This window comes from Microcoleus vaginatus FACHB-2002 (assembly GCF_040004035.1).
GTDB classification, from domain to species: Bacteria; Cyanobacteriota; Cyanobacteriia; order Cyanobacteriales; family Microcoleaceae; genus Microcoleus; species Microcoleus vaginatus_C.
This window is the reverse complement of record NZ_JAMPLN010000020.1, coordinates 90,513-107,622: the sequence shown is the minus strand read 5'-3', so window position 1 is coordinate 107,622 and position 17,110 is coordinate 90,513. Positions and strand designations below refer to the sequence as shown.

At 47.0% G+C, this 17,110-nt stretch carries 15 protein-coding genes; 6 read left to right on the top strand and 9 right to left on the bottom strand.

Translation table 11 applies throughout. The features are described 5' to 3' along the window. Window positions 1-482: 482 nt before the first annotated feature. From NDI35_RS17960 to NDI35_RS17950, 3 genes are all read left to right on the top strand, one after another. Window positions 483-938 carry a helix-turn-helix domain-containing protein gene (locus NDI35_RS17960; RefSeq protein ID WP_039886916.1) on the top strand — a complete coding sequence of 152 codons (456 nt, stop codon included), beginning with the start codon at window positions 483-485 and terminating at the stop codon, window positions 936-938. A gap of 214 nt (window positions 939-1,152) precedes the next feature. Next, a complete protein-coding gene (locus NDI35_RS17955) occupies window positions 1,153-2,454 on the top strand; it encodes a serine hydrolase (protein ID WP_445313923.1) in 1,302 nt (433 codons plus the stop codon). A 56-nt stretch (window positions 2,455-2,510) separates the two neighbouring features. Further along, the gene (locus NDI35_RS17950; RefSeq protein WP_445313922.1) at window positions 2,511-3,347 is read left to right on the top strand and encodes an alpha/beta fold hydrolase; all 837 of its coding nucleotides are present in this window, start codon (window positions 2,511-2,513) and stop codon (window positions 3,345-3,347) included. 132 nt (window positions 3,348-3,479) lie between these two features. Here NDI35_RS17950 and NDI35_RS17945 read toward each other — a convergent pair whose 3' ends face one another. The 5 genes from NDI35_RS17945 to carA all read right to left on the bottom strand — a co-directional run bounded on the left by NDI35_RS17945 (window position 3,480) and on the right by carA (window position 8,195). Next, window positions 3,480-3,758, bottom strand: a complete 279-nt coding sequence (locus NDI35_RS17945) for a DUF1816 domain-containing protein (protein WP_333037226.1) — start codon at window positions 3,756-3,758, stop codon at window positions 3,480-3,482. 296 nt (window positions 3,759-4,054) lie between these two features. Next, the gene (gene rlmB, locus NDI35_RS17940; protein WP_445313921.1) at window positions 4,055-5,434 is read right to left on the bottom strand and encodes a 23S rRNA (guanosine(2251)-2'-O)-methyltransferase RlmB; all 1,380 of its coding nucleotides are present in this window, start codon (window positions 5,432-5,434) and stop codon (window positions 4,055-4,057) included. A 263-nt stretch (window positions 5,435-5,697) separates the two neighbouring features. After that, window positions 5,698-6,144 carry a Mini-ribonuclease 3 gene (locus NDI35_RS17935; protein WP_445313920.1) on the bottom strand — a complete coding sequence of 149 codons (447 nt, stop codon included), beginning with the start codon at window positions 6,142-6,144 and terminating at the stop codon, window positions 5,698-5,700. 384 nt (window positions 6,145-6,528) lie between these two features. After that, the gene (locus tag NDI35_RS17930; RefSeq protein ID WP_015176627.1) at window positions 6,529-6,885 is read right to left on the bottom strand and encodes an STAS domain-containing protein; all 357 of its coding nucleotides are present in this window, start codon (window positions 6,883-6,885) and stop codon (window positions 6,529-6,531) included. Window positions 6,886-7,037: 152 nt separating this feature from the next. Next, window positions 7,038-8,195, bottom strand: coding sequence for a glutamine-hydrolyzing carbamoyl-phosphate synthase small subunit (gene carA, locus NDI35_RS17925; RefSeq protein ID WP_445313919.1), 1,158 nt, complete (start codon window positions 8,193-8,195; stop codon window positions 7,038-7,040). Window positions 8,196-8,261: 66 nt separating this feature from the next. On the opposite strand from carA, the gene NDI35_RS17920 reads away from it, so the two are divergent. Together NDI35_RS17920 and NDI35_RS17915 are read left to right on the top strand one after the other, a co-directional pair. Further along, the gene (locus NDI35_RS17920; protein WP_445313918.1) at window positions 8,262-8,558 is read left to right on the top strand and encodes a hypothetical protein; all 297 of its coding nucleotides are present in this window, start codon (window positions 8,262-8,264) and stop codon (window positions 8,556-8,558) included. Beyond that, on the top strand, window positions 8,504-9,148 hold the full coding sequence (locus tag NDI35_RS17915; RefSeq protein WP_445313917.1) for a retropepsin-like aspartic protease family protein: 645 nt from the start codon (window positions 8,504-8,506) through the stop codon (window positions 9,146-9,148). The genes NDI35_RS17920 and NDI35_RS17915 overlap by 55 nt, the downstream gene beginning before the upstream one ends. Window positions 9,149-9,367: 219 nt before the next feature. Here NDI35_RS17915 and trpD read toward each other — a convergent pair whose 3' ends face one another. Beyond that, window positions 9,368-10,483, bottom strand: a complete 1,116-nt coding sequence (gene trpD / locus NDI35_RS17910; RefSeq protein ID WP_445313916.1) for an anthranilate phosphoribosyltransferase — start codon at window positions 10,481-10,483, stop codon at window positions 9,368-9,370. A 10-nt stretch (window positions 10,484-10,493) separates the two neighbouring features. Continuing rightward, window positions 10,494-10,664 carry a hypothetical protein gene (locus NDI35_RS17905; RefSeq protein ID WP_445313915.1) on the bottom strand — a complete coding sequence of 57 codons (171 nt, stop codon included), beginning with the start codon at window positions 10,662-10,664 and terminating at the stop codon, window positions 10,494-10,496. 689 nt (window positions 10,665-11,353) lie between these two features. On the opposite strand from NDI35_RS17905, the gene NDI35_RS17900 reads away from it, so the two are divergent. Further along, window positions 11,354-14,347 (top strand): PAS domain-containing sensor histidine kinase, encoded by a 2,994-nt coding sequence (locus NDI35_RS17900; RefSeq protein WP_445313914.1) that lies wholly within the window; start codon window positions 11,354-11,356, stop codon window positions 14,345-14,347. 318 nt (window positions 14,348-14,665) lie between these two features. Here NDI35_RS17900 and NDI35_RS17895 read toward each other — a convergent pair whose 3' ends face one another. Next, the gene (locus NDI35_RS17895) at window positions 14,666-16,435 is read right to left on the bottom strand and encodes an adenylate/guanylate cyclase domain-containing protein (RefSeq protein ID WP_445313913.1); all 1,770 of its coding nucleotides are present in this window, start codon (window positions 16,433-16,435) and stop codon (window positions 14,666-14,668) included. Continuing rightward, window positions 16,432-16,827, bottom strand: coding sequence for a response regulator (locus tag NDI35_RS17890; protein ID WP_445313912.1), 396 nt, complete (start codon window positions 16,825-16,827; stop codon window positions 16,432-16,434). The genes NDI35_RS17895 and NDI35_RS17890 overlap by 4 nt, the downstream gene beginning before the upstream one ends. Between the last annotated feature and the right edge of the window lie 283 nt (window positions 16,828-17,110).

The window sequence follows — 17,110 nt, the reverse complement described above, 5'->3', positions numbered from 1 at the left end:
GAGATTAATCGCCTCCTGTAAATCTAGAAACAAACGAAATGAAAATAAAAAATTATGATAATAAAATATTAGATTAGGGCGGTCGATACCCTAATAATTAGGGTCAGATTATGAAGAACACTTTTTTAGTCAAAAATGACTGAAAGTTATCAGTCATCCGAGTGAATTTATGGCGGCTGGGCGATCGAAGAAAATAGCGATCGACCTTTTCCCATACACGCCCATTGTGCCAGGGGTTAAAAAGCCTGTCAGAAATCTGGGGCTCACAAAAAAGCTCGAAATGCTCACCGCCCCGCCGAGGTCTTTTGTTGGGCGCACCTGCAAAAAAACAGCAGTCCTTCCTCAAGTGCGACTAGCCGCGTGCATCTGGGGTAAAAAAGCTACTTATTTGCCCGAACGATCCCCAGGAAAATAATTTCATCCGGAATTATCCCCAAAACCCAAGATATATGGTAAGAAGTTCCCGATGCCCCGTTGGAGGAATGCCACCTAAAGCTCACTTAGAATCCCACCTGACGGCAGAGGAACTCAAAATTCGCTACCGGCAGGCACAAAACACCACAGAGTCGCGCCGCTGGCACTTGCTGCTGTTAGTTTCCAGAAATTGGACTATCAAACAAGCAGCCCAAGTCGTAGGCCTCAACTACGACTACGCCAAAGAAATTGTCCAGCGCTACAACCGAGAAGGGCCTAACTCTGTGAGAAATCGCAGCGGAGACCGCCAGCCCCCTCCTGCGAAATCCTTGCTGAATCCTGAACAGCAAGAAGAACTGCGACAAGCGCTGCAAGGCCCTGCCCCCGACGGCGGAGACTGGACAGGCCCCAAAGTCGCTCGCTGGATTGCCGAAAAAATCGGTAGCGATCATGTCTGGCCCCAACGCGGCTGGGATTATCTCAAGCGGTTGGGTGCTGACTGGCGACGGCGGCGCAAAAAGTAGATAGTTCCCAATATTTAAAGGGGGTTGATTGCTTTGGTGCGATCGCTCCCTTTATTTTGGTTATTGTGCCACATTGGCGCGAGCAAAACCATTTTAGATTTGAGATTTTAGATTTGAGATTTTAGATTTGTTCTCTTATCTAAAATCTAAAACTGTTTGACTGATGTAACAATAGCTGCTTATATTGAATGTGGTGGTGTTGAGGATGTTAAATATGCGAGATATTAGGTGTTTTTTGTCGATCGCCAACAAGATGGCGGCAGTAGTAGCCGGCATTGGACTGGTTCAGATGTTAACCATCGCAAGTTCATTCTCTCAATCATCTAACCCGCGTTCCCTAGACGAACTCTACAAAATTCGCGATGGGCTAATTGCCGAATTAGAACAACCCTCCTCTCCCTCCCCAGAACCAACCATCCTCTCCGGCTTAGTTCCCTTCGCAGCCAATCCTCCAGAACAACTGCTACAGCAGTTGCAAGCGGTGGAAGCTCAAATATTAGTAGAACAGAGGGCCAACGACAACTTACAGCAAGCAGTGCGTTTAGCCAACAGAGCCATAGAAACTAAACGGCAGCCAAATCAGTCGATCGCATCTTCGCAGCAAACTCAATTTTTCTGGCATCAGGCGCTCAACAACTTGCAGGAAGTTCCTCAAAATTCATTTTTAGCTTCCGTCACTGCCTCAAAAACTCAAGAATACCGGGAAAATTTAACAGCAGCAACCTTTCAAGTGCAGCAAGCAAAATCTGATTTTTTGGGTGCGCTTGCCCGGGAAAGCGGTTTGTCGGCTCAAGCTTCGATCGGTGTTTGCAACCTTTCTAGAGAGTGCGTAAACCTCCGGGGCGATGTGCCTCCTGCCAGTCCGGCCAGCTTAATTAAATTGCCGATTGCTGTTGCCCTGATGCAAAAAGTCGAAAAAGAAAAAATTAGTCTGAACCAGGAAGTATTAGTCAGTCGCGGTAATTTCACCGAAGACGCATCGGCAAAGATTACGTCCAATCGCAATTACCCGCTACAGCTACTGTTAGAAGAAATGATCTATCGCAGCAGCAATATCGCCACCAATCAACTGATAGATTATTTGGGTTCGGATTACATCAATCAATATTTAGATAATAGCGGTTACGAAGTCACCCGCGTCAACTTCAAGTTGATGGGGGAAAGAATTATGCCCTCCAACCCCGGTTCAGGTCGCAACCGCCTGACTGCTAACGAACTCACCGAAATGATGGTGCAAATTTACAACGGCGAAACACCCGGTGCTAAACTGTTAATAGAAACTCTCAACCGCCAGTACGATCACGCTCTGGGATTTGCTGCCTTGCAAGGAACTAAAGCTCAGTGGTTGGGCGAAAAAACAGGCCAAAATTCCCGGGTGCTCGGCACAACTTTAGCGATGAGCATTGACGACGAGGCCTATGTGATTACTGTGATTGACAGCCGCAGCGGCGAGCTACAAATGCGCCAGTCTATTTCTAAAATTGCCGATTACATGGTCCGAAACCCCAGCTTTTAACCGCTGGAATATACAATTTATAGCGGGGGACAACGCACCGCCCAAACAGTTAAAAAATGCCGCATCAAAAACTCAGTGTTTCCGTCAAAGGCAAAGGGTTTCCGATTCTCTGCTTGCACGGCCATCCAGGTTCCGGCGATTGTATGTCTGTCTTTACAGAACACCTATCACAACGCTTCCAGACGATCGCCCCAGACTTGCGCGGCTACGGCAACAGCCGCACCTCAACTTTCTTTGAAATGACCGATCATCTGGTCGATTTAGAAGCACTATTAGACAGATTAGAAGTCGATCGGTGTTTGGTGATCGGATGGTCTTTGGGAGGGATTTTAGCCCTGGAATTAGCCATGAAATATCCCCAGCGAGTCACCGGTTTGATTGTACTCGCATCCGCAGCAAAACCGCGAGGAAGTCACCCTCCCATCTCTTGGCAAGATAACCTTTACACTGGTTTAGCCGGAATTATCAATTGGGCGATACCCGGTTGGCAGTGGAATATTGATACTTTTGCGAGGCGATCGCTCTTTCGCTACTTGATACAGCAGCATAACGCCACCCCTTACCGCTACTTAGCACAGGCAGGTACCCCCGCCTACCTCAAGACTTCCAACACAGCCACCAAGGCGTTAAATACCGCTCTGAGGGCTGGATACGATCGACTGATCCACCTCGGCGACATTCAATGTCCCAGCTTGGTGTTGGCCGGAGAGGGTGATCGGCACATCACCTCGGCATCAAGTTTAGAAACAGCCCGCCACCTCCACAATTGTCAGTGGCAGTGCTATCCCAATACAGCCCATTTGTTCCCTTGGGAAATTCCCGATCGGGTACTCGCAGACATCGATCGCTGGATTGAGAGTCACCCCGAAGCAGTTGGCAATTGCGAGTGTTGAGTTTTGAGTTTGTCACAAGCAATTTATCACGCAACAGTCAAGAGTTTTGAAGTTATAACAACTCATAGATCAAAACCGCACAGCGTTGCGAGGGAAGCGTAGCCCTGTCAAAACTCAAAATTCCCCCTGCTTCTACTGACCGCTCAAAACCGGCCACAGCCCTCCATCACCAAGCTTTCCCAAATCTTCTGCAACAGTTAAAGTAATTGGTTTGCAGCGGTGAATCGAAACACTAACACCTTCTGCCCCTTCATTTTCTATGTCTTCTACATATCCTGCTTTTGCAGCTTCCGCCTCTCCATCGGTTAAGAACGGGCCAAAATAGTAAATGCACCGCGGCGCTGAAGTTTTAACTTCAACCCACCAAGCCAATCCGAAAAAGTTGAGCAAGCTAATCAAGAATTCTTTCATCTGCTTTTCTAATGTATTTGACGGTGTTTTCAGGGTGCTGCGAACACGCCTAGGCTGTTGTTATTTACACGTGACTGACTGCTGCCAAGGACCGATCCAAACCTATTTAAAGCTGATATCTAAATAGATTGGTGTCGAATTCCTGTTTGAACCTGGGGGTCTGGCCCCTTCTACTTTCGCCTGAACAAGTAACGAAAGTCGATCGGCTATCCTTACTTGTTCCGGGTGTCGTGCTGCTCCCTTCTGGGCGGCATTGACAATAAACTACTCTGTTGTGCTCTTTTTTTCAAGCACCTTTACGATCCGTGTACGTGAAACTTTTTGGGTCCACGCTGGCGGTAAATTTCGTATAAAGCCATCCCCGTTGCTACCGAGACATTAAGGCTAGGAGTATTACCCCTTAAAGGAATTGAAACTAATCCGTCACATCCGCGCTGTATCAAAAGGCTCAAACCGTCAGCTTCACCACCCACCACTAAAACAGTGGGTCCGGAGAACTTGACTGTCTCTATAGATTGACCGACGCCTGCTGCAGTGCCATAAATCCAGAATCCAGCCTCTTTAAGTTCTTCCAGCGCCCGATTAAGATTGACAACCCTCGCCACGGGCAGGCTTTCCAATGCCCCTGCTGCCACTTTTCTTACTGCCGAGGTAATCCCAACAGCCCGCCGCTGCGGAATCACCATGCCCTGAGATCCCAATGCTTCTGCGGTGCGAATGATCGCCCCTAGATTGTGCGGGTCGTTGAGTCCTTCTGCTACCACAATTACTGGATCTTCGCAAGCAGACTTAGCCTTCGCGATCAGTTCGCTCAAATCCAGGTATTCGTAAGCTGATACTTGAGCGGCTACGCCTTGGTGGTTTGCTTTGCGCGTGATGTAGTCGAGGCGCAAATCGTCAACTTCGTCAATGATGCTGCCGTTGGCCTTGGCTTCGGTTAGCAAGCTATGAAAGCGGGGATCGTAGCGCAGGTGGGGGACAACCCAAATCCGGTTGAGGACTTGGTTTGTTTCTAAAGCTGCTTGCACCGCATGGCGGCCGTAAATCATGTCGTCTGTGTCTGCGTCTGGTTGCACGACTGTATTTGAGGCACTGTCAACAGGGCGAGTGTCTCTGTCTTTGTCTCTGTCTCTGAAATGGTTGCCCCGGAATTCCTGCGGGCTATTGTCTTTGTCTCTGTCTTTGTAATAATTGCCCCTGGATTCCTGCGGTCTGCTGTCTCTGTCTCTGTCTCGGAAATTGTTGCGGGCCGACTGCGGGCTGCTGTCTCTGTCTCTGTCTCGGAAATTGTTGCGGGTCGGCTGCGGGCTGCTGTCTCTGTCTCTGTCTCGGAAATTGTTGCGGGTCGGCTGCGGGCTGCTGTCTCTGTCTTGGTAATAATTGCCCCGAGCTTCCTGCGGGCTGCTGTCTCTGTCTTGGTAAGTATTATTTCTGCGAAGGGATGGTTGGCTGTCGGAATCGGCTCTCCGTTTGAAAATTGCTCTCACGGGCATTTCTCGTGATTGCGGGGCGAAGGTCGATCGCTTTTGAGGCGCGTCTACTCCGCGAGTGTCGGGACGGGGCTTGCGTTCAAAGCGGGGAGAGGATGGTTGTGAGTCCTGACGGCGGCCTTCGCTTTTGAATGGCTTGCTGTCGGAATTCGATCGCGAAAAGTTGGGTTTGGTAAATTTTCTCATTGGTTTCTTGTGCTCAAAACGTTTTGGCTGAAGGCTAATCGGTTGTAGATTGTAGATGTGAGATTCTTGATTGAGGGAGCAATCTTGGGGCTTTGAGATTTTAGATAGTCTAGCGAGGGAGCAAGGATTTTGCTGTGTTCAAATTGCTAGTTAATAACTGATAAATCCTGTTTTGCCGATCGACATTTTTGCGGTTTTATGTTAGCCGTGCAAGGATGGTTAATTAATCCCTCCCCATGCCCAACTCTTAACTGCTAAATCCTTTAAGTCTCAAGATCTAAAAGTGCCAGAAGTTCAGTCAATCTTTCGGGATCGGTGAGATACAAATATCCGACCAAGGTTTCTAAGCTGCTGGCTTGTTGGTATATCTCTGGATCTGCTCGTTTAGAACGGCCCGCTGCAGCATTGCGGCCGCGCTTGACAATTGCTAATTCTGTAATGTTCAAGTAAGGAGAGAGCGATCGCAAATGACGCGCTTGAGTTTCGGCTCTTACTTGCCCCACCACTAATTCGTGATAAGCTTGCAATCTTTTGGGTGGGACTAAGTACGAACTCCGAACGTAGAGTTCGTATACTGCATCTCCCAAATATGCCCAGGCTGCGGGCGAAATTCTTTCTATTTCTGCTGGTGTAGCCCTCGCAGGATGCACTCGATTTAAACTGATATCCGTCAGACTCAGTTTGAGCCCGTCATCTGCGATCGGCGACATACTTTTTTAAATAAAACTTCCGCACAGCTTGGTTTTTCTAGTCACTTAACTTATTGCGTCTTTCATCACTTCAGCAATTATAGCTTTCCCAGGAGTGTTCGCTGTCAGATCACGAAGCGAGATATATAGGCAAAGCTTGGCGCGACGATGGCACTCCTAAAAAAGGCTTTTTACCAAATCGGGATGCTCTAATTTTTATACCATTTTTCCGCGTGTTTGACACACATATTTTACTGCCCATCCACCGAAACTCTAAGCATCGGGGAAATAGCGGCTGGCGCGTGTCGCAGCTTCTGGGAAAATCGGTATTGTTTTACCCGCACAAAAATAAAAATTTGCTATCCAGCGTTGAGAACCGGATAGCTAATTTAACTCACTTTGGCGTCAAGCATCCTTGACGTTTTTTACCGCCTCATCAACCGAAGGCTGCAAAGACAAAAATTTCTCTAAGCGAACCAGTTTAACAGTCTGAGTTACGCGGGGATTTGAGACAATTTGCAATGTCCCTTCCAAGGTTTGGGCTTTTTTGACAAGTTGCACAAGTGCGCCCAAGCCTGAACTATCCACAAAGTCTATCTGAGACAAGTCCAAAATTACGTGTTTTGGGCCCTCGTCAATACATTTGCTTATTACCTTCCGAAAAGTGGCCTCAGAAAAAGCGTCCAGCAGGCCCGTCAGGCGAAATAACTGACAGTTATTCCTGACTTCGCGAGTGCCTCTGAGGCTAACGGTCAGGGTCAATGACTCAGGAATGACACCCTCCTAGCTAGATATGGCTTAAAGTCGAGGCTTCATTATAGGAGTTTTTTGGTCTTTTGTCTACAGTTTTTTTTGTCAGTGGTTTTTAGTTTTTTTGAGGCAGCAGCCATTAACGGTTGACTGCTGACTGCGGACTACTTACTGCTGGCTGCTTTCTGATTGTCTCGCATTGACTGCACGAATCGATCGAATAAATAATCGGCGTCGTGCGGGCCCGGACTGGCTTCTGGGTGATACTGCACGGAGAACAGTGGCAGAGTTTTATGCTTCAATCCGGCTACGGTGCGATCGTTCAAATTGAGATGAGTAATTTCTACTTCGGGGGCTAGGGAATCGGGGTCGATCGCAAAACCGTGATTTTGGCTAGTAATTTCTACTTGCTCAGTTAAACCCGCTGGATGATTCAATCCCCGATGGCCGAACTTAAGTTTAAAAGTTTCTGCGCCCAAGGAAAGTCCCAAAATTTGGTGTCCCATGCAGATGCCGAATACGGGTTTGTCCGACTTTAACAAAGCTTTCGCAGTCGCGATCCCTTCCGTTACCGCCGCCGGATCTCCGGGGCCGTTGGACAGAAAAATCCCATCCGGGTTGTATTTGAGGATTTCCTCCGGCGACGTGTCAGCGGGGACAACGATGACCCGACACCCGTAACTCGCCAGACGCCGCAGGATGTTGCGCTTGATCCCAAAGTCTAGTGCTACCACCGTCCACATTTTGCCGTTAGCAGGTTTGACTGTAGGACTGAACTCCCAAACCGAGTCCGTGGCTTCAGACCACTCGTAAACCTTGCGGGTGGTGACTTCCTGGACCAGATTCAGCCCGTCCATGCTGGGGGCGTCTTGCACGAGTTCCAAAAGCTCTGCCTGGTCGAGAATCGTCGTCGAAATCCCACCGTTGATCGCTCCCACTGTGCGAATTTTGCGAGTCAGGGCGCGGGTGTCGATCCCGTAAATTCCGGGGATATCGTACTGTTTCAGGTAGTCTTGCAGAGATTGCGAACAGCGCCAGTTGCTGGGGCGGCTGCATACGTTCCGGGCGATCGCACCCCGAACTTGCGGGCGCGAGGATTCTTCGTCTTCAAGATTTACCCCGGTATTGCCCAATTCTGGATAAGTAAAAGTTACAATTTGGCCACAATAGCTGGGATCAGTCAATACTTCTTGGTAGCCCGTCATTCCAGTATTAAATACTACCTCGCCAACGACGGTGGCGTCAGCGCCAAACGACCAGCCGCGGTAAGCAGTACCGTCAGCCAGGACTAGGAGAGCGGGTTGTGCAGTTGAAAGTGACATGGCATCCTTAATTACTTTCGTTTGGTTTAATTCTTACCACTGCCAGGGATTTGATGCTAGTCGGCAATGTACAGATATTATTTTAATTTGTGCAAGGGTTCGGAAAAGCAAGGCACTTATGCCGGAGGCCCGATGCCGGAGGCACTTATGCCACAGGTAATCAAAAAGCAGCAACAAGTGCAAATTCTCCATCTCCCCCCGCGCCAGCAATTTATCTGCCAGCAGCTTAGGAGGCGGGCGGAAATTCTATATCTATACCAAAAGGCAGTTGTCGCTGTTACGATCGAGCTACAGCGTTTAATCAAACTATGGCTAGCAAATCTCCCTTGCCTTTACTCTCCAACTCAAAAAAGCCTCTTCTGATCCCTCACAACCTGCACCAACCTTTAATGGTTTTAGCAGGGGTTATTTCTCTGAGCAGTTCAATTTTAGTAGGAAGTGTTGCCAACTCCTCGCCAGCAGTGGCTCAAGAAAGTGAGGGATGCTTCATGCGGAGCTCGTCAGGCCGAACCGTCAACCTCAGCCAATCAGTCTGCGGTTTTCTCCCCAAAGAATTGACTCCCACCACTTCGGCGGCGGCAAAGTCGGGAGTGTTTCAGGCAAAAATCAAACGCCGAGCGGCTAATATCCCCGTCATAGAAGTCACGTTTAACGGCAAACAAAAGTTTGAGATGATGGTAGATTCTGGAGCGAGTGGCACAGTAATTACACCAGCAATGGCTAAAGCCTTGGGCGTTGTTCTACAGGGAACAGTGCAAGCACAAACTCCCAACGGAGTGGCTACTTTTCCCCTCGGTCGCCTGACTTCTATGGAAGCAGGTGGTCTGGCGGTTAACAATGTAGTTGTGGCCGTCTCGCCATCCCTAGATATCGGACTGTTGGGTCACGACTTTTTTGGTAATAAAGATGTGACTATTAAGCAAGATGTCATTGAATTTCGATCGCGCTCTTAAAAAAAACGAAGGAGGAAGAGGGAAGAAGTAAAGAAAAATTGAGAAGTAAAGAATTTTTTTTGTTGGTTAGTTAAAACAAAAAATTCCTTCTTCCTTCATCCTTCTTCCATCCGTTACATCCGTTACATCCGTTACAAAATCCGTTGCCGAACTTCCTTCATCCTTCTTCCATCCGTTACATCCGTTACATCCGTTACAAAATCCGTTGCCGAACTTCCTTCATTTCAAAAACTCAATCAACTGCTGCAACTTCAACCAAGACTCACCGCTCAATAAAATGTCCTTCGCCATAGAAACTCCTGCTGCGTGAGAACCCATAGGAATTGCACCTCCCACCTGAAAAGCCAAAGACGCATTCAAAGCTACAACATCCATTTGTGCGGGCGTACCTTTGCCTTGCAAAACGTTCCGCAAAATCTCGGCGTTTTCCTCAACATTTCCGCCTTTTAACGAGCCGATCGCACTTGGTGTCAATCCTACCTTTTGGGGGTCTAAAGTAGTCAGTTCCACTTTGCCATCCGACAAAACCGCCAAATCAGTCACATCACCCAACCCCGCCTCGTCCAATTTTTCTCTGCCGTGAACGACTACAGCTAACTCAGTCCCCAACTCGCCCAAAGCTTGGGCAATAGTTGATACCAGACTAGGATCGAACACCCCGATTACCTGTCCTGTAGGGCGCATAGGATTAACAAGGGGCCCTAATAGGTTAAAAATAGTCCGCACCTTCAAAGTGCGCCGGAGCGACGCTACAGCCTTAAGTGCGGGATGCCACCCAGGCGCAAATAAAAAGGTGATGCCTACTTCGTCTACGGCAGCTTTTACCTTCGCGGCATCGGCGTTGAGGTTGACTCCGAGTGCTTCCAACACGTCAGCAGAACCCACTTTGCTCGATGCGGAGCGATTTCCGTGTTTCGCGACTCGAAGTTTGCCGGCGGCGGCCACAAAAGCTACAGCAGTGGAAATGTTAAACGTGGAAGCGCCGTCGCCGCCGGTGCCGCAAGTATCAATTAATTTGAGATTGGAGATTGAGGATTTGGGATTTAAAACGCTCTCCGATTCGCCTGCAAGCGACTGAGAATGCAATACCTGAGCCATTCCTGCCAATTCTGGGGCAGAGATGCCTTTGGCTTGGATGGCCGCTAAAATTGCTCCTGAGAGGACGGGGGGAATAGCTTCTGCTAGCCATCCCTGCATCAAGTCGGCTGCTTGGGCGCGTGAGAGAGATTGTCTGTCTAATAGTTGTTGCAGGAGGGCTGGCCACACAGGAGAATCCGCCGTCTGGGTTGAAGCTGGGGATAACTCTGGCGTTGCTAGGAGAGGAGAATCTGTCATTTATTAGTTTTTAGTCAAATTTAGCTCGATCGAGCTTTGCGGCCAAACCGAGAATCGATCGGGATTTTACCAGACTTGCCGACCACATTTTGCGCGCCCGGGCCCAGATTTTTACCCAAATGCCAGCACCGCTACAGAATTTTTCCGCCCGCAGCAGCAGAATATGAATTTTTTGATACAACAATTACCCTATTGTTGTGCCAACTTTACATACAAACCCCAGATCGTACAACTGCCAGAAGTCTGCTGTATTATCTATCAGCAATAATACTTAACAGTAACTCAGAGCACCCAAAGACCGATAAAAGTTTCCGACAGGAGTTGTGGAAAGCAAAAAATTTTAGATCTTAGGAGAACCCCAGATTCATCTGTGGAGTCAACTTTAATCTAAAATATAAAATCTCCAATCGACTGACAGCAAGGACAGCGAGCGTTTAGCTCTTGCAGGCGGGTTAGTTGCCTAGGGTAAGAGTCGATCGCACTCTCACCCAAATCCTAAAAATAGGCTCTTGCGGTTGTAGAAGTCGCTGCCTTTTATTGTAACAACATCCTTGCTACTAACTTATTTCAGGGTATTCAACTGCTAATATATTCAGGAAGATTTCCAGGAGCGGGTTTTGCTCGAACACCTGCACCGCAGGCCGATCGATATGGCAATGCGATCGTGACAGCCAGTCAAGCCTCAAATAAATACCGGAGCAGCTAAACTTTCCGCAGCAACTATTAACAACTAACAGCCCAGTAGGACAGATGAATAAAAACACTCGTCTCCGGCTGCGACACACCATCTTTCAGCCTAACTAACGGCTCAAATTTAACAGGCGGTAGACCAAAATATTCAACTCACACACAAGAGCAGGGTATTCACAAGTGGGAAATCAAAAATTAGGAAATAAAGCGATAGAATGCCTGAATGTCGCGGAGGCACTGCACCAAATGGAAGCAAAATATTATAGTATGTTTGAAAATGCTGTGTCGGGTATTTTTCAAACAACCCAATCCGGTCGCTACATCAGCGCTAACCCAGCTTTGGCTCGCATCTACGGATATAGTTCCGCCGAAGAATTAATGGGCTGTCTGACTGATATCAGCGATCAGCTTTACGTCAACCCTGATCGGCGTGATCAGTTTGTTTCTGCTTTGCAAGAACAGGGTATCGTATCGGATTTTGAATCGCAGATTTATCGGCGGGACGGAACAATAATTTGGATCGCTGAGAATGCGCGGGCTGTCTGCGATGAAGCAGGTAAATTGCTCTACTACGAAGGTTTTGTAGAAGATATCACCCAGCGCAAGCAAGCAGAATCTGCACTTCGAGAAAGCGAAGAACGCCTGCGCTTAATAATTGAAGGCGTTAAGGATTACGCTATATTCATGTTAGATCCTGATGGGTATGTAGCTAGCTGGAATTCTGGTGCAGAACGCATCTTAGGATACAGATCTCATGAGATAGTCGGCAATAATTCGGAGTGTTTTTTCACTAAAGAAGATCTTGAGATTGGCAAGCACAAAGAAAAACTAATCCGGGCGGTGGCAGAAGGTCGATACGAAAATGAAGGCTGGCGGCTTCGCAAAGACAGATCGCGATTTTGGGCGAATATTATTGTTACTCCTTTGCGCGATGAAAGGGGAAAGTTGCAGGGCTTTTCTCAAGTAATGCAGGATATTACTGAGCAAAAGCGGGCGGCTGAGGAAAAAATGCAGTTGATTGCTTCTTTGCAAGCGTCCGAAAAAAAGTTTCGCACTTTGTACGAATCGACGACTGATGCGGTAATGCTGTTAGACGAAGAGGGTTTTTTGGATTGCAATCCGGCGACTTTAAAGTTATTTGGATGCCGCACTGAGTCGGAGTTTTGCGGCAAGCATCCTTCGGAGTTCAGCCCGCCGTTGCAACCGGACGGACAAGATTCTATGAGTCTTTATCAAGAGCGCATTAATACCGCTATGCGATCGGGAAATTGCCGTTTTGACTGGCGGCACTGCCGTTTGGATGGTTCTGAGTTTCCGGCGGAAGTGCTGCTAACTTCTATGGATATCGGCGGCAAAATAGGGCTGCAAGGCGTGGTGCGCGATATCACTTATCGGGTGCAGGCTGAGGAAGCCCTGAAGCAGGCTAATGAGGTATTGGAATGCCGGGTTAAAGAGCGGACAAGTCAGTTGGAAGAGGCTATTAAAAAGTTGAGGCTATCTGAAGAAAAGTTTTCTAAGGCTTTTCGATCGAGTCCAGATCCGATGATTATTACTACTTTTGCTGAGGGTCGTTTTATTGAAGTTAATGATAGTTTCTTGTCGATGACTGGTTACGCTTTAGAAGAAACGACCTGGAATACAGTACCGGGGTTAAATATTTGGGTAAGGCCTCAAGACCGACTTAATTTTAGGCGACGTTTGCACGAACAAGGTGTTGTTCGCAATCAGGAATGTGAGTTTCGGATGAAGTCGGGATCGGTGGTGGTGTGTTTGCTGTCAGCAGAGTTGATTAATTTGGACGGCGAACTCTGTATGCTGGCGGTGATGACGGATATTACCGATCGCAAACACGCCGAAGAAGCCCTACGGGAAAGTCAGCGGGCCTTGGCGACGCTGATGAGCAATTTGCCGGGAATGGCCTACCGTTTTCGCAACGATGCCGATCGCAGTATGGAGTTTGTCAGCGAAGGTTGCTATCAGTTAGCCGGCTATTCTCCTGAAGAATTTATCGGCACTAGGCAAGTTTCTATATCGGAATTGACTCACCCGGACGATCGCGAGAATTTGTGGAATGCCGTGCAAGTTGCTTTGCAAGAAAATCGACCCTATCAGCTAAATTACCGAATTACTGCTAAAAATGGCGAATTAAAATGGGTTTGGGAACAAGGTTTGGGAGTGTTTTCCGACTCTGGAGAATTGATAGCTTTGGAAGGGTTAATTACTGATATTTCCGAGCAGAAACGCAGTGAAGAAGCTTTGCGGCGATCGCAAACAGAGTTAACCCAACAAAAACTTCAACTCGAAAATACTTTGCACGAATTGCAGCAAACTCAAGCTCAATTGATTCACACTGAGAAAATGTCTACTCTCGGTCAAATGGTAGCCGGTGTTGCTCACGAAATTAACAATCCTGTTAGCAGCGTCTGCGGCAATCTCGTTCACGTCGGCCACTACACGGAAGATTTGCTGGATTTGCTCGATATGTACCAGCAGCACTGCCCGCAGCCGCCGGCAGCAATTCAAAATAAAATTAAGGATATCGAATTAGAGTTTCTGCTAGAAGATTTGCCGAAAGCGATGTCTTCGATGCAGGTTGGGGCCGATCGCATTCGGGAAATTGTGCGATCGCTCAGAAATTTCTCTCGCAAAGATGATTCTCAAATGAGCAAAGTTAACCTGCACGAAGGGATTGAAGGAACGTTGCTGATTCTGCAAAGTCGCCTGAAAGCCAGAGGCAACTATCCCGAAATTGCGGTAATTAAGGACTATGGAAATTTGCCTTTGGTTGAGTGTTATGCTGGGAAAATCAATCAGGTATTTATGAATTTGATCGGAAATGCGATCGACGCGATCGAGGAATACAACGAAGGGCGTTCAGTTGCCGAAGTCAAAGCTAACCGCAGCAAAATTAAAATTAGGACAGAAGTCCAAAACTCCAATGCTGTAATTAGGATTTCTGACAACGGCCCCGGTATGCCAGAAGAAGTTTCCCAGCAGTTATTCGAGGCTTTTTTTACCACCAAACCCGCCGACAAAGGCACCGGTTTAGGCCTGTCAATTTCCTACAAAGTGGTCCAAGAACACGGTGGCAAACTGAGCTGCGTGTCTGCACTCGGCCACGGAGCCGAGTTTATCATAGAATTGCCGATCGAACAACCGATCGAACAATCCTAAAGTGCGATCGGGGCGATCGCATCGAGATAACGAGTCGCGGTTTCTAGTGAGGACTAAAGTCCTCCTAAAACTCGATCGGACTAAAGCGGTAAGATGCAGTGTGCATGGAATTCTATAGGATTAGACATATAGAAATTTTGCATAAGTTCTGTATTGTTAAAACCCTGGCTTTTCTTATTTCTTCCTTCTTCCGACTTCCATCCGTTACATCCCTTATATTCGTTACATATTGTACAGTGATCGTTGCCGAACTTCCTGCCATCCGTTACATCCGCTACATCCGAAGAAAGCGAATCCATTGCCGAACTTCCTTCTTCCTTAATTACACCTTTCCCAATAAATTCGCGCCACATTATCGCCCGGATTTTGCCCCAAACAATCCGCAAAAAGTCCCCCAGCTTCCCTAAAATTCTTCATATTGTACAAAGACAAAGCCTGAGTAAATAGTTGCAGAGTCGCTAACTTCCCCGCTTTCACTTCCGGCAAATCCGCATCAAAAACTTCATAAACAGTCACCCATTCCGACTTACCCTTAACCTGAACTTTATCAATTACCCGAATTGCATAATCAGCAGGATTTGTCAAGCGATCGAAAGTCTGCTGAGTAATTAACAGCGACACCCCGTAATTCTTCGTCAAACTTTCAATCCGAGAAGCCAAATTAACCGCATCGCTAATCACAGTACCGTCCATGCGGCTTTTTCCGCCTACTATACCCAGAATCAAAGAACCAGTATTGATTCCCACCCCAATCTCAACTGGTACATAACCCAGAGAGGCGCGATCTCGATTGTATTCAGCAAGAGTATGCAGCATTGCAATTCCCGCTTTCAAAGCATCATCCGCCCCGTCGCTAAACAAAGCCATAATTGCATCACCAATATATTTATCAATAAACCCTTTATTTTCCACAATCAGCGGTTCCATTCGACTCAGATAAGAATTGATAAATTTGAAATTTTCTTCCGGTGTCATCTGTTCCGAAAGAGTAGTGAAATCGCGGATGTCAGAAAACAAAACTGACATTTCCAACTCCACCGCTTCTCCCAATTTAATATCAACAATACTGTCACATCCCAAAAAAGCTAAAAACTCCTTGGGTACAAAGCGACTTGTCGCCTCCGCAATTTCTAATTCTGCATCCAGTGAAAGTTCCAAATTGCAATTGACCTCAAAGAGATCCTCAATAAACTTTTTGCGTTCTGCCTCAGCTTCTTTGCGTTCCGTGATATCTTGAAGAGTGTTGATAGCATAAACAATATTTCCTTGTTGATCGTAGATGGGAGTAGCGAAGATTTCTAGGGGAATAATCTTGTCACCTTGATGAACTTCTGCATCGTCAGCCGTAGCACTTTCCCCATTCAAGGCGCGCACGCTGGGCAAATTCTCCGTAGGATACTTTTGATTCGTCCCTGCTTGATAGAGTTGATAAACCTCTGACAATTGCTGGGAACTGGTATCCGGCACAACTCCTTTACCAAATATCTCTTTTGCTTTCCGATTGATGTAGTAAGGTTGGCCGTCCGCGTTCAGCACACCCACACCAATCGGCATTGCTTCCAAAAACTGTGTCAACCGATTTTCATTTTCGTGTAGTTTAGCAATGAGTACGGTCTGCTGGCTGTTTAACTCGGCCAACTCCTGATTTATTTGCTGGAGTTGGGCATTTTGTTGTGCCAGTTGTTGATCTTGAAGATAACTATTTAGCGCTTCTCTAACGGTCAATTTTAAGTCTTCCGGTTGCCAAGGTTTGGTAATATAACGATATAAGTTTGCAGAGTTGATAGCATTGGCGATCGCCCCAATATCTGCTTGTCCTGTCAGCATAATTTTTATAGTTTTAGGCGAAATTATATGAGCCTGTTTTAACAGCTCATCTCCCTTGATATCAGGCATAATATGGTCGGAAATAATTAAATGAATTTCATCCCCCTCCTCTAGCAATTCTTCAATTAGCTCTAATGCCTCTTGCCCACCTTCAGAAATTTCGATTATATAATCCTTGCCAACAGCCTCTTGCAGTTCTGCTTTGAGGCTCCTGAGTACAGTTTTTTCATCATCTACACAGATAATTACCTGTTGGCTCATAGTTTAGATAAACCAGATTTAATAGTTTCTAGCAAATCGGATTCCAACCAAGGTTTAGATAAGCAACCATGAAGGTTAGCCTGTTTTTGTACTCTGTTAATGGCTACTTCATCCGCTTGACCAGTCAGCATAATTTTAATAACATTGGGGTAGTTTTGGTGAATGCGAATCAGCAACTCATCTCCCCTAATACCGGGCATCAACCAATCACAAATAATCAGAACAAGGCTAATTTTGTCATCATAAAGTTCGCCGATCACATCTAACGCCTCCTCACCATCTTCAGCTCCTTCGTAGGTGTACGCATTCCCAAATTCTGCTGCTAGCTGCGTCCTGAGACTGTCTAATATTATTTTCTCATCGTCAACGCACAAAATAACTGGTTTAGACATCTATTTTTTCTCCTTTTTAATTGTTATTAGTAGCCCAAGTAGCACAAGTAGTAAAAGTAGTAAAGTGTATTAGTAGACTCCATCTTATCTTAAGATGTCACAAGCCAACGGCTCGCCAAATCCTCTCCCCCTCCCCAGTCGCCGAAACCAAGAAACTTATATGCGTAGCACCTTAGCTGAGCATAACGCATCGTACTGCTGTTTTACATCCGTTTCCTGTTGAATCGGAGTTAGGGGCCTCAAAACGCTTTAACTTTTGAAATACTCCCAATGGGGTAGATGG

Bases quoted from the DNA above. Each gene is read 5' to 3' on its own strand.
- NDI35_RS17960 (WP_039886916.1), top strand. From the start codon at position 483: ATGCCACCTAAAGCTCACTTAGAATCCCACCTGACGGCAGAGGAACTC.
- NDI35_RS17955 (WP_445313923.1), top strand. From the start codon at position 1,153: ATGCGAGATATTAGGTGTTTTTTGTCGATCGCCAACAAGATGGCGGCA.
- NDI35_RS17950 (WP_445313922.1), top strand. From the start codon at position 2,511: ATGCCGCATCAAAAACTCAGTGTTTCCGTCAAAGGCAAAGGGTTTCCG.
- NDI35_RS17945 (WP_333037226.1), bottom strand. From the start codon at position 3,758: ATGAAAGAATTCTTGATTAGCTTGCTCAACTTTTTCGGATTGGCTTGG.
- rlmB (WP_445313921.1), bottom strand. From the start codon at position 5,434: ATGAGAAAATTTACCAAACCCAACTTTTCGCGATCGAATTCCGACAGC.
- NDI35_RS17935 (WP_445313920.1), bottom strand. From the start codon at position 6,144: ATGTCGCCGATCGCAGATGACGGGCTCAAACTGAGTCTGACGGATATC.
- carA (WP_445313919.1), bottom strand. From the start codon at position 8,195: ATGTCACTTTCAACTGCACAACCCGCTCTCCTAGTCCTGGCTGACGGT.
- NDI35_RS17920 (WP_445313918.1), top strand. From the start codon at position 8,262: ATGTACAGATATTATTTTAATTTGTGCAAGGGTTCGGAAAAGCAAGGC.
- NDI35_RS17915 (WP_445313917.1), top strand. From the start codon at position 8,504: ATGGCTAGCAAATCTCCCTTGCCTTTACTCTCCAACTCAAAAAAGCCT.
- trpD (WP_445313916.1), bottom strand. From the start codon at position 10,483: ATGACAGATTCTCCTCTCCTAGCAACGCCAGAGTTATCCCCAGCTTCA.
- NDI35_RS17895 (WP_445313913.1), bottom strand. From the start codon at position 16,435: ATGAGCCAACAGGTAATTATCTGTGTAGATGATGAAAAAACTGTACTC.
- NDI35_RS17890 (WP_445313912.1), bottom strand. From the start codon at position 16,827: ATGTCTAAACCAGTTATTTTGTGCGTTGACGATGAGAAAATAATATTA.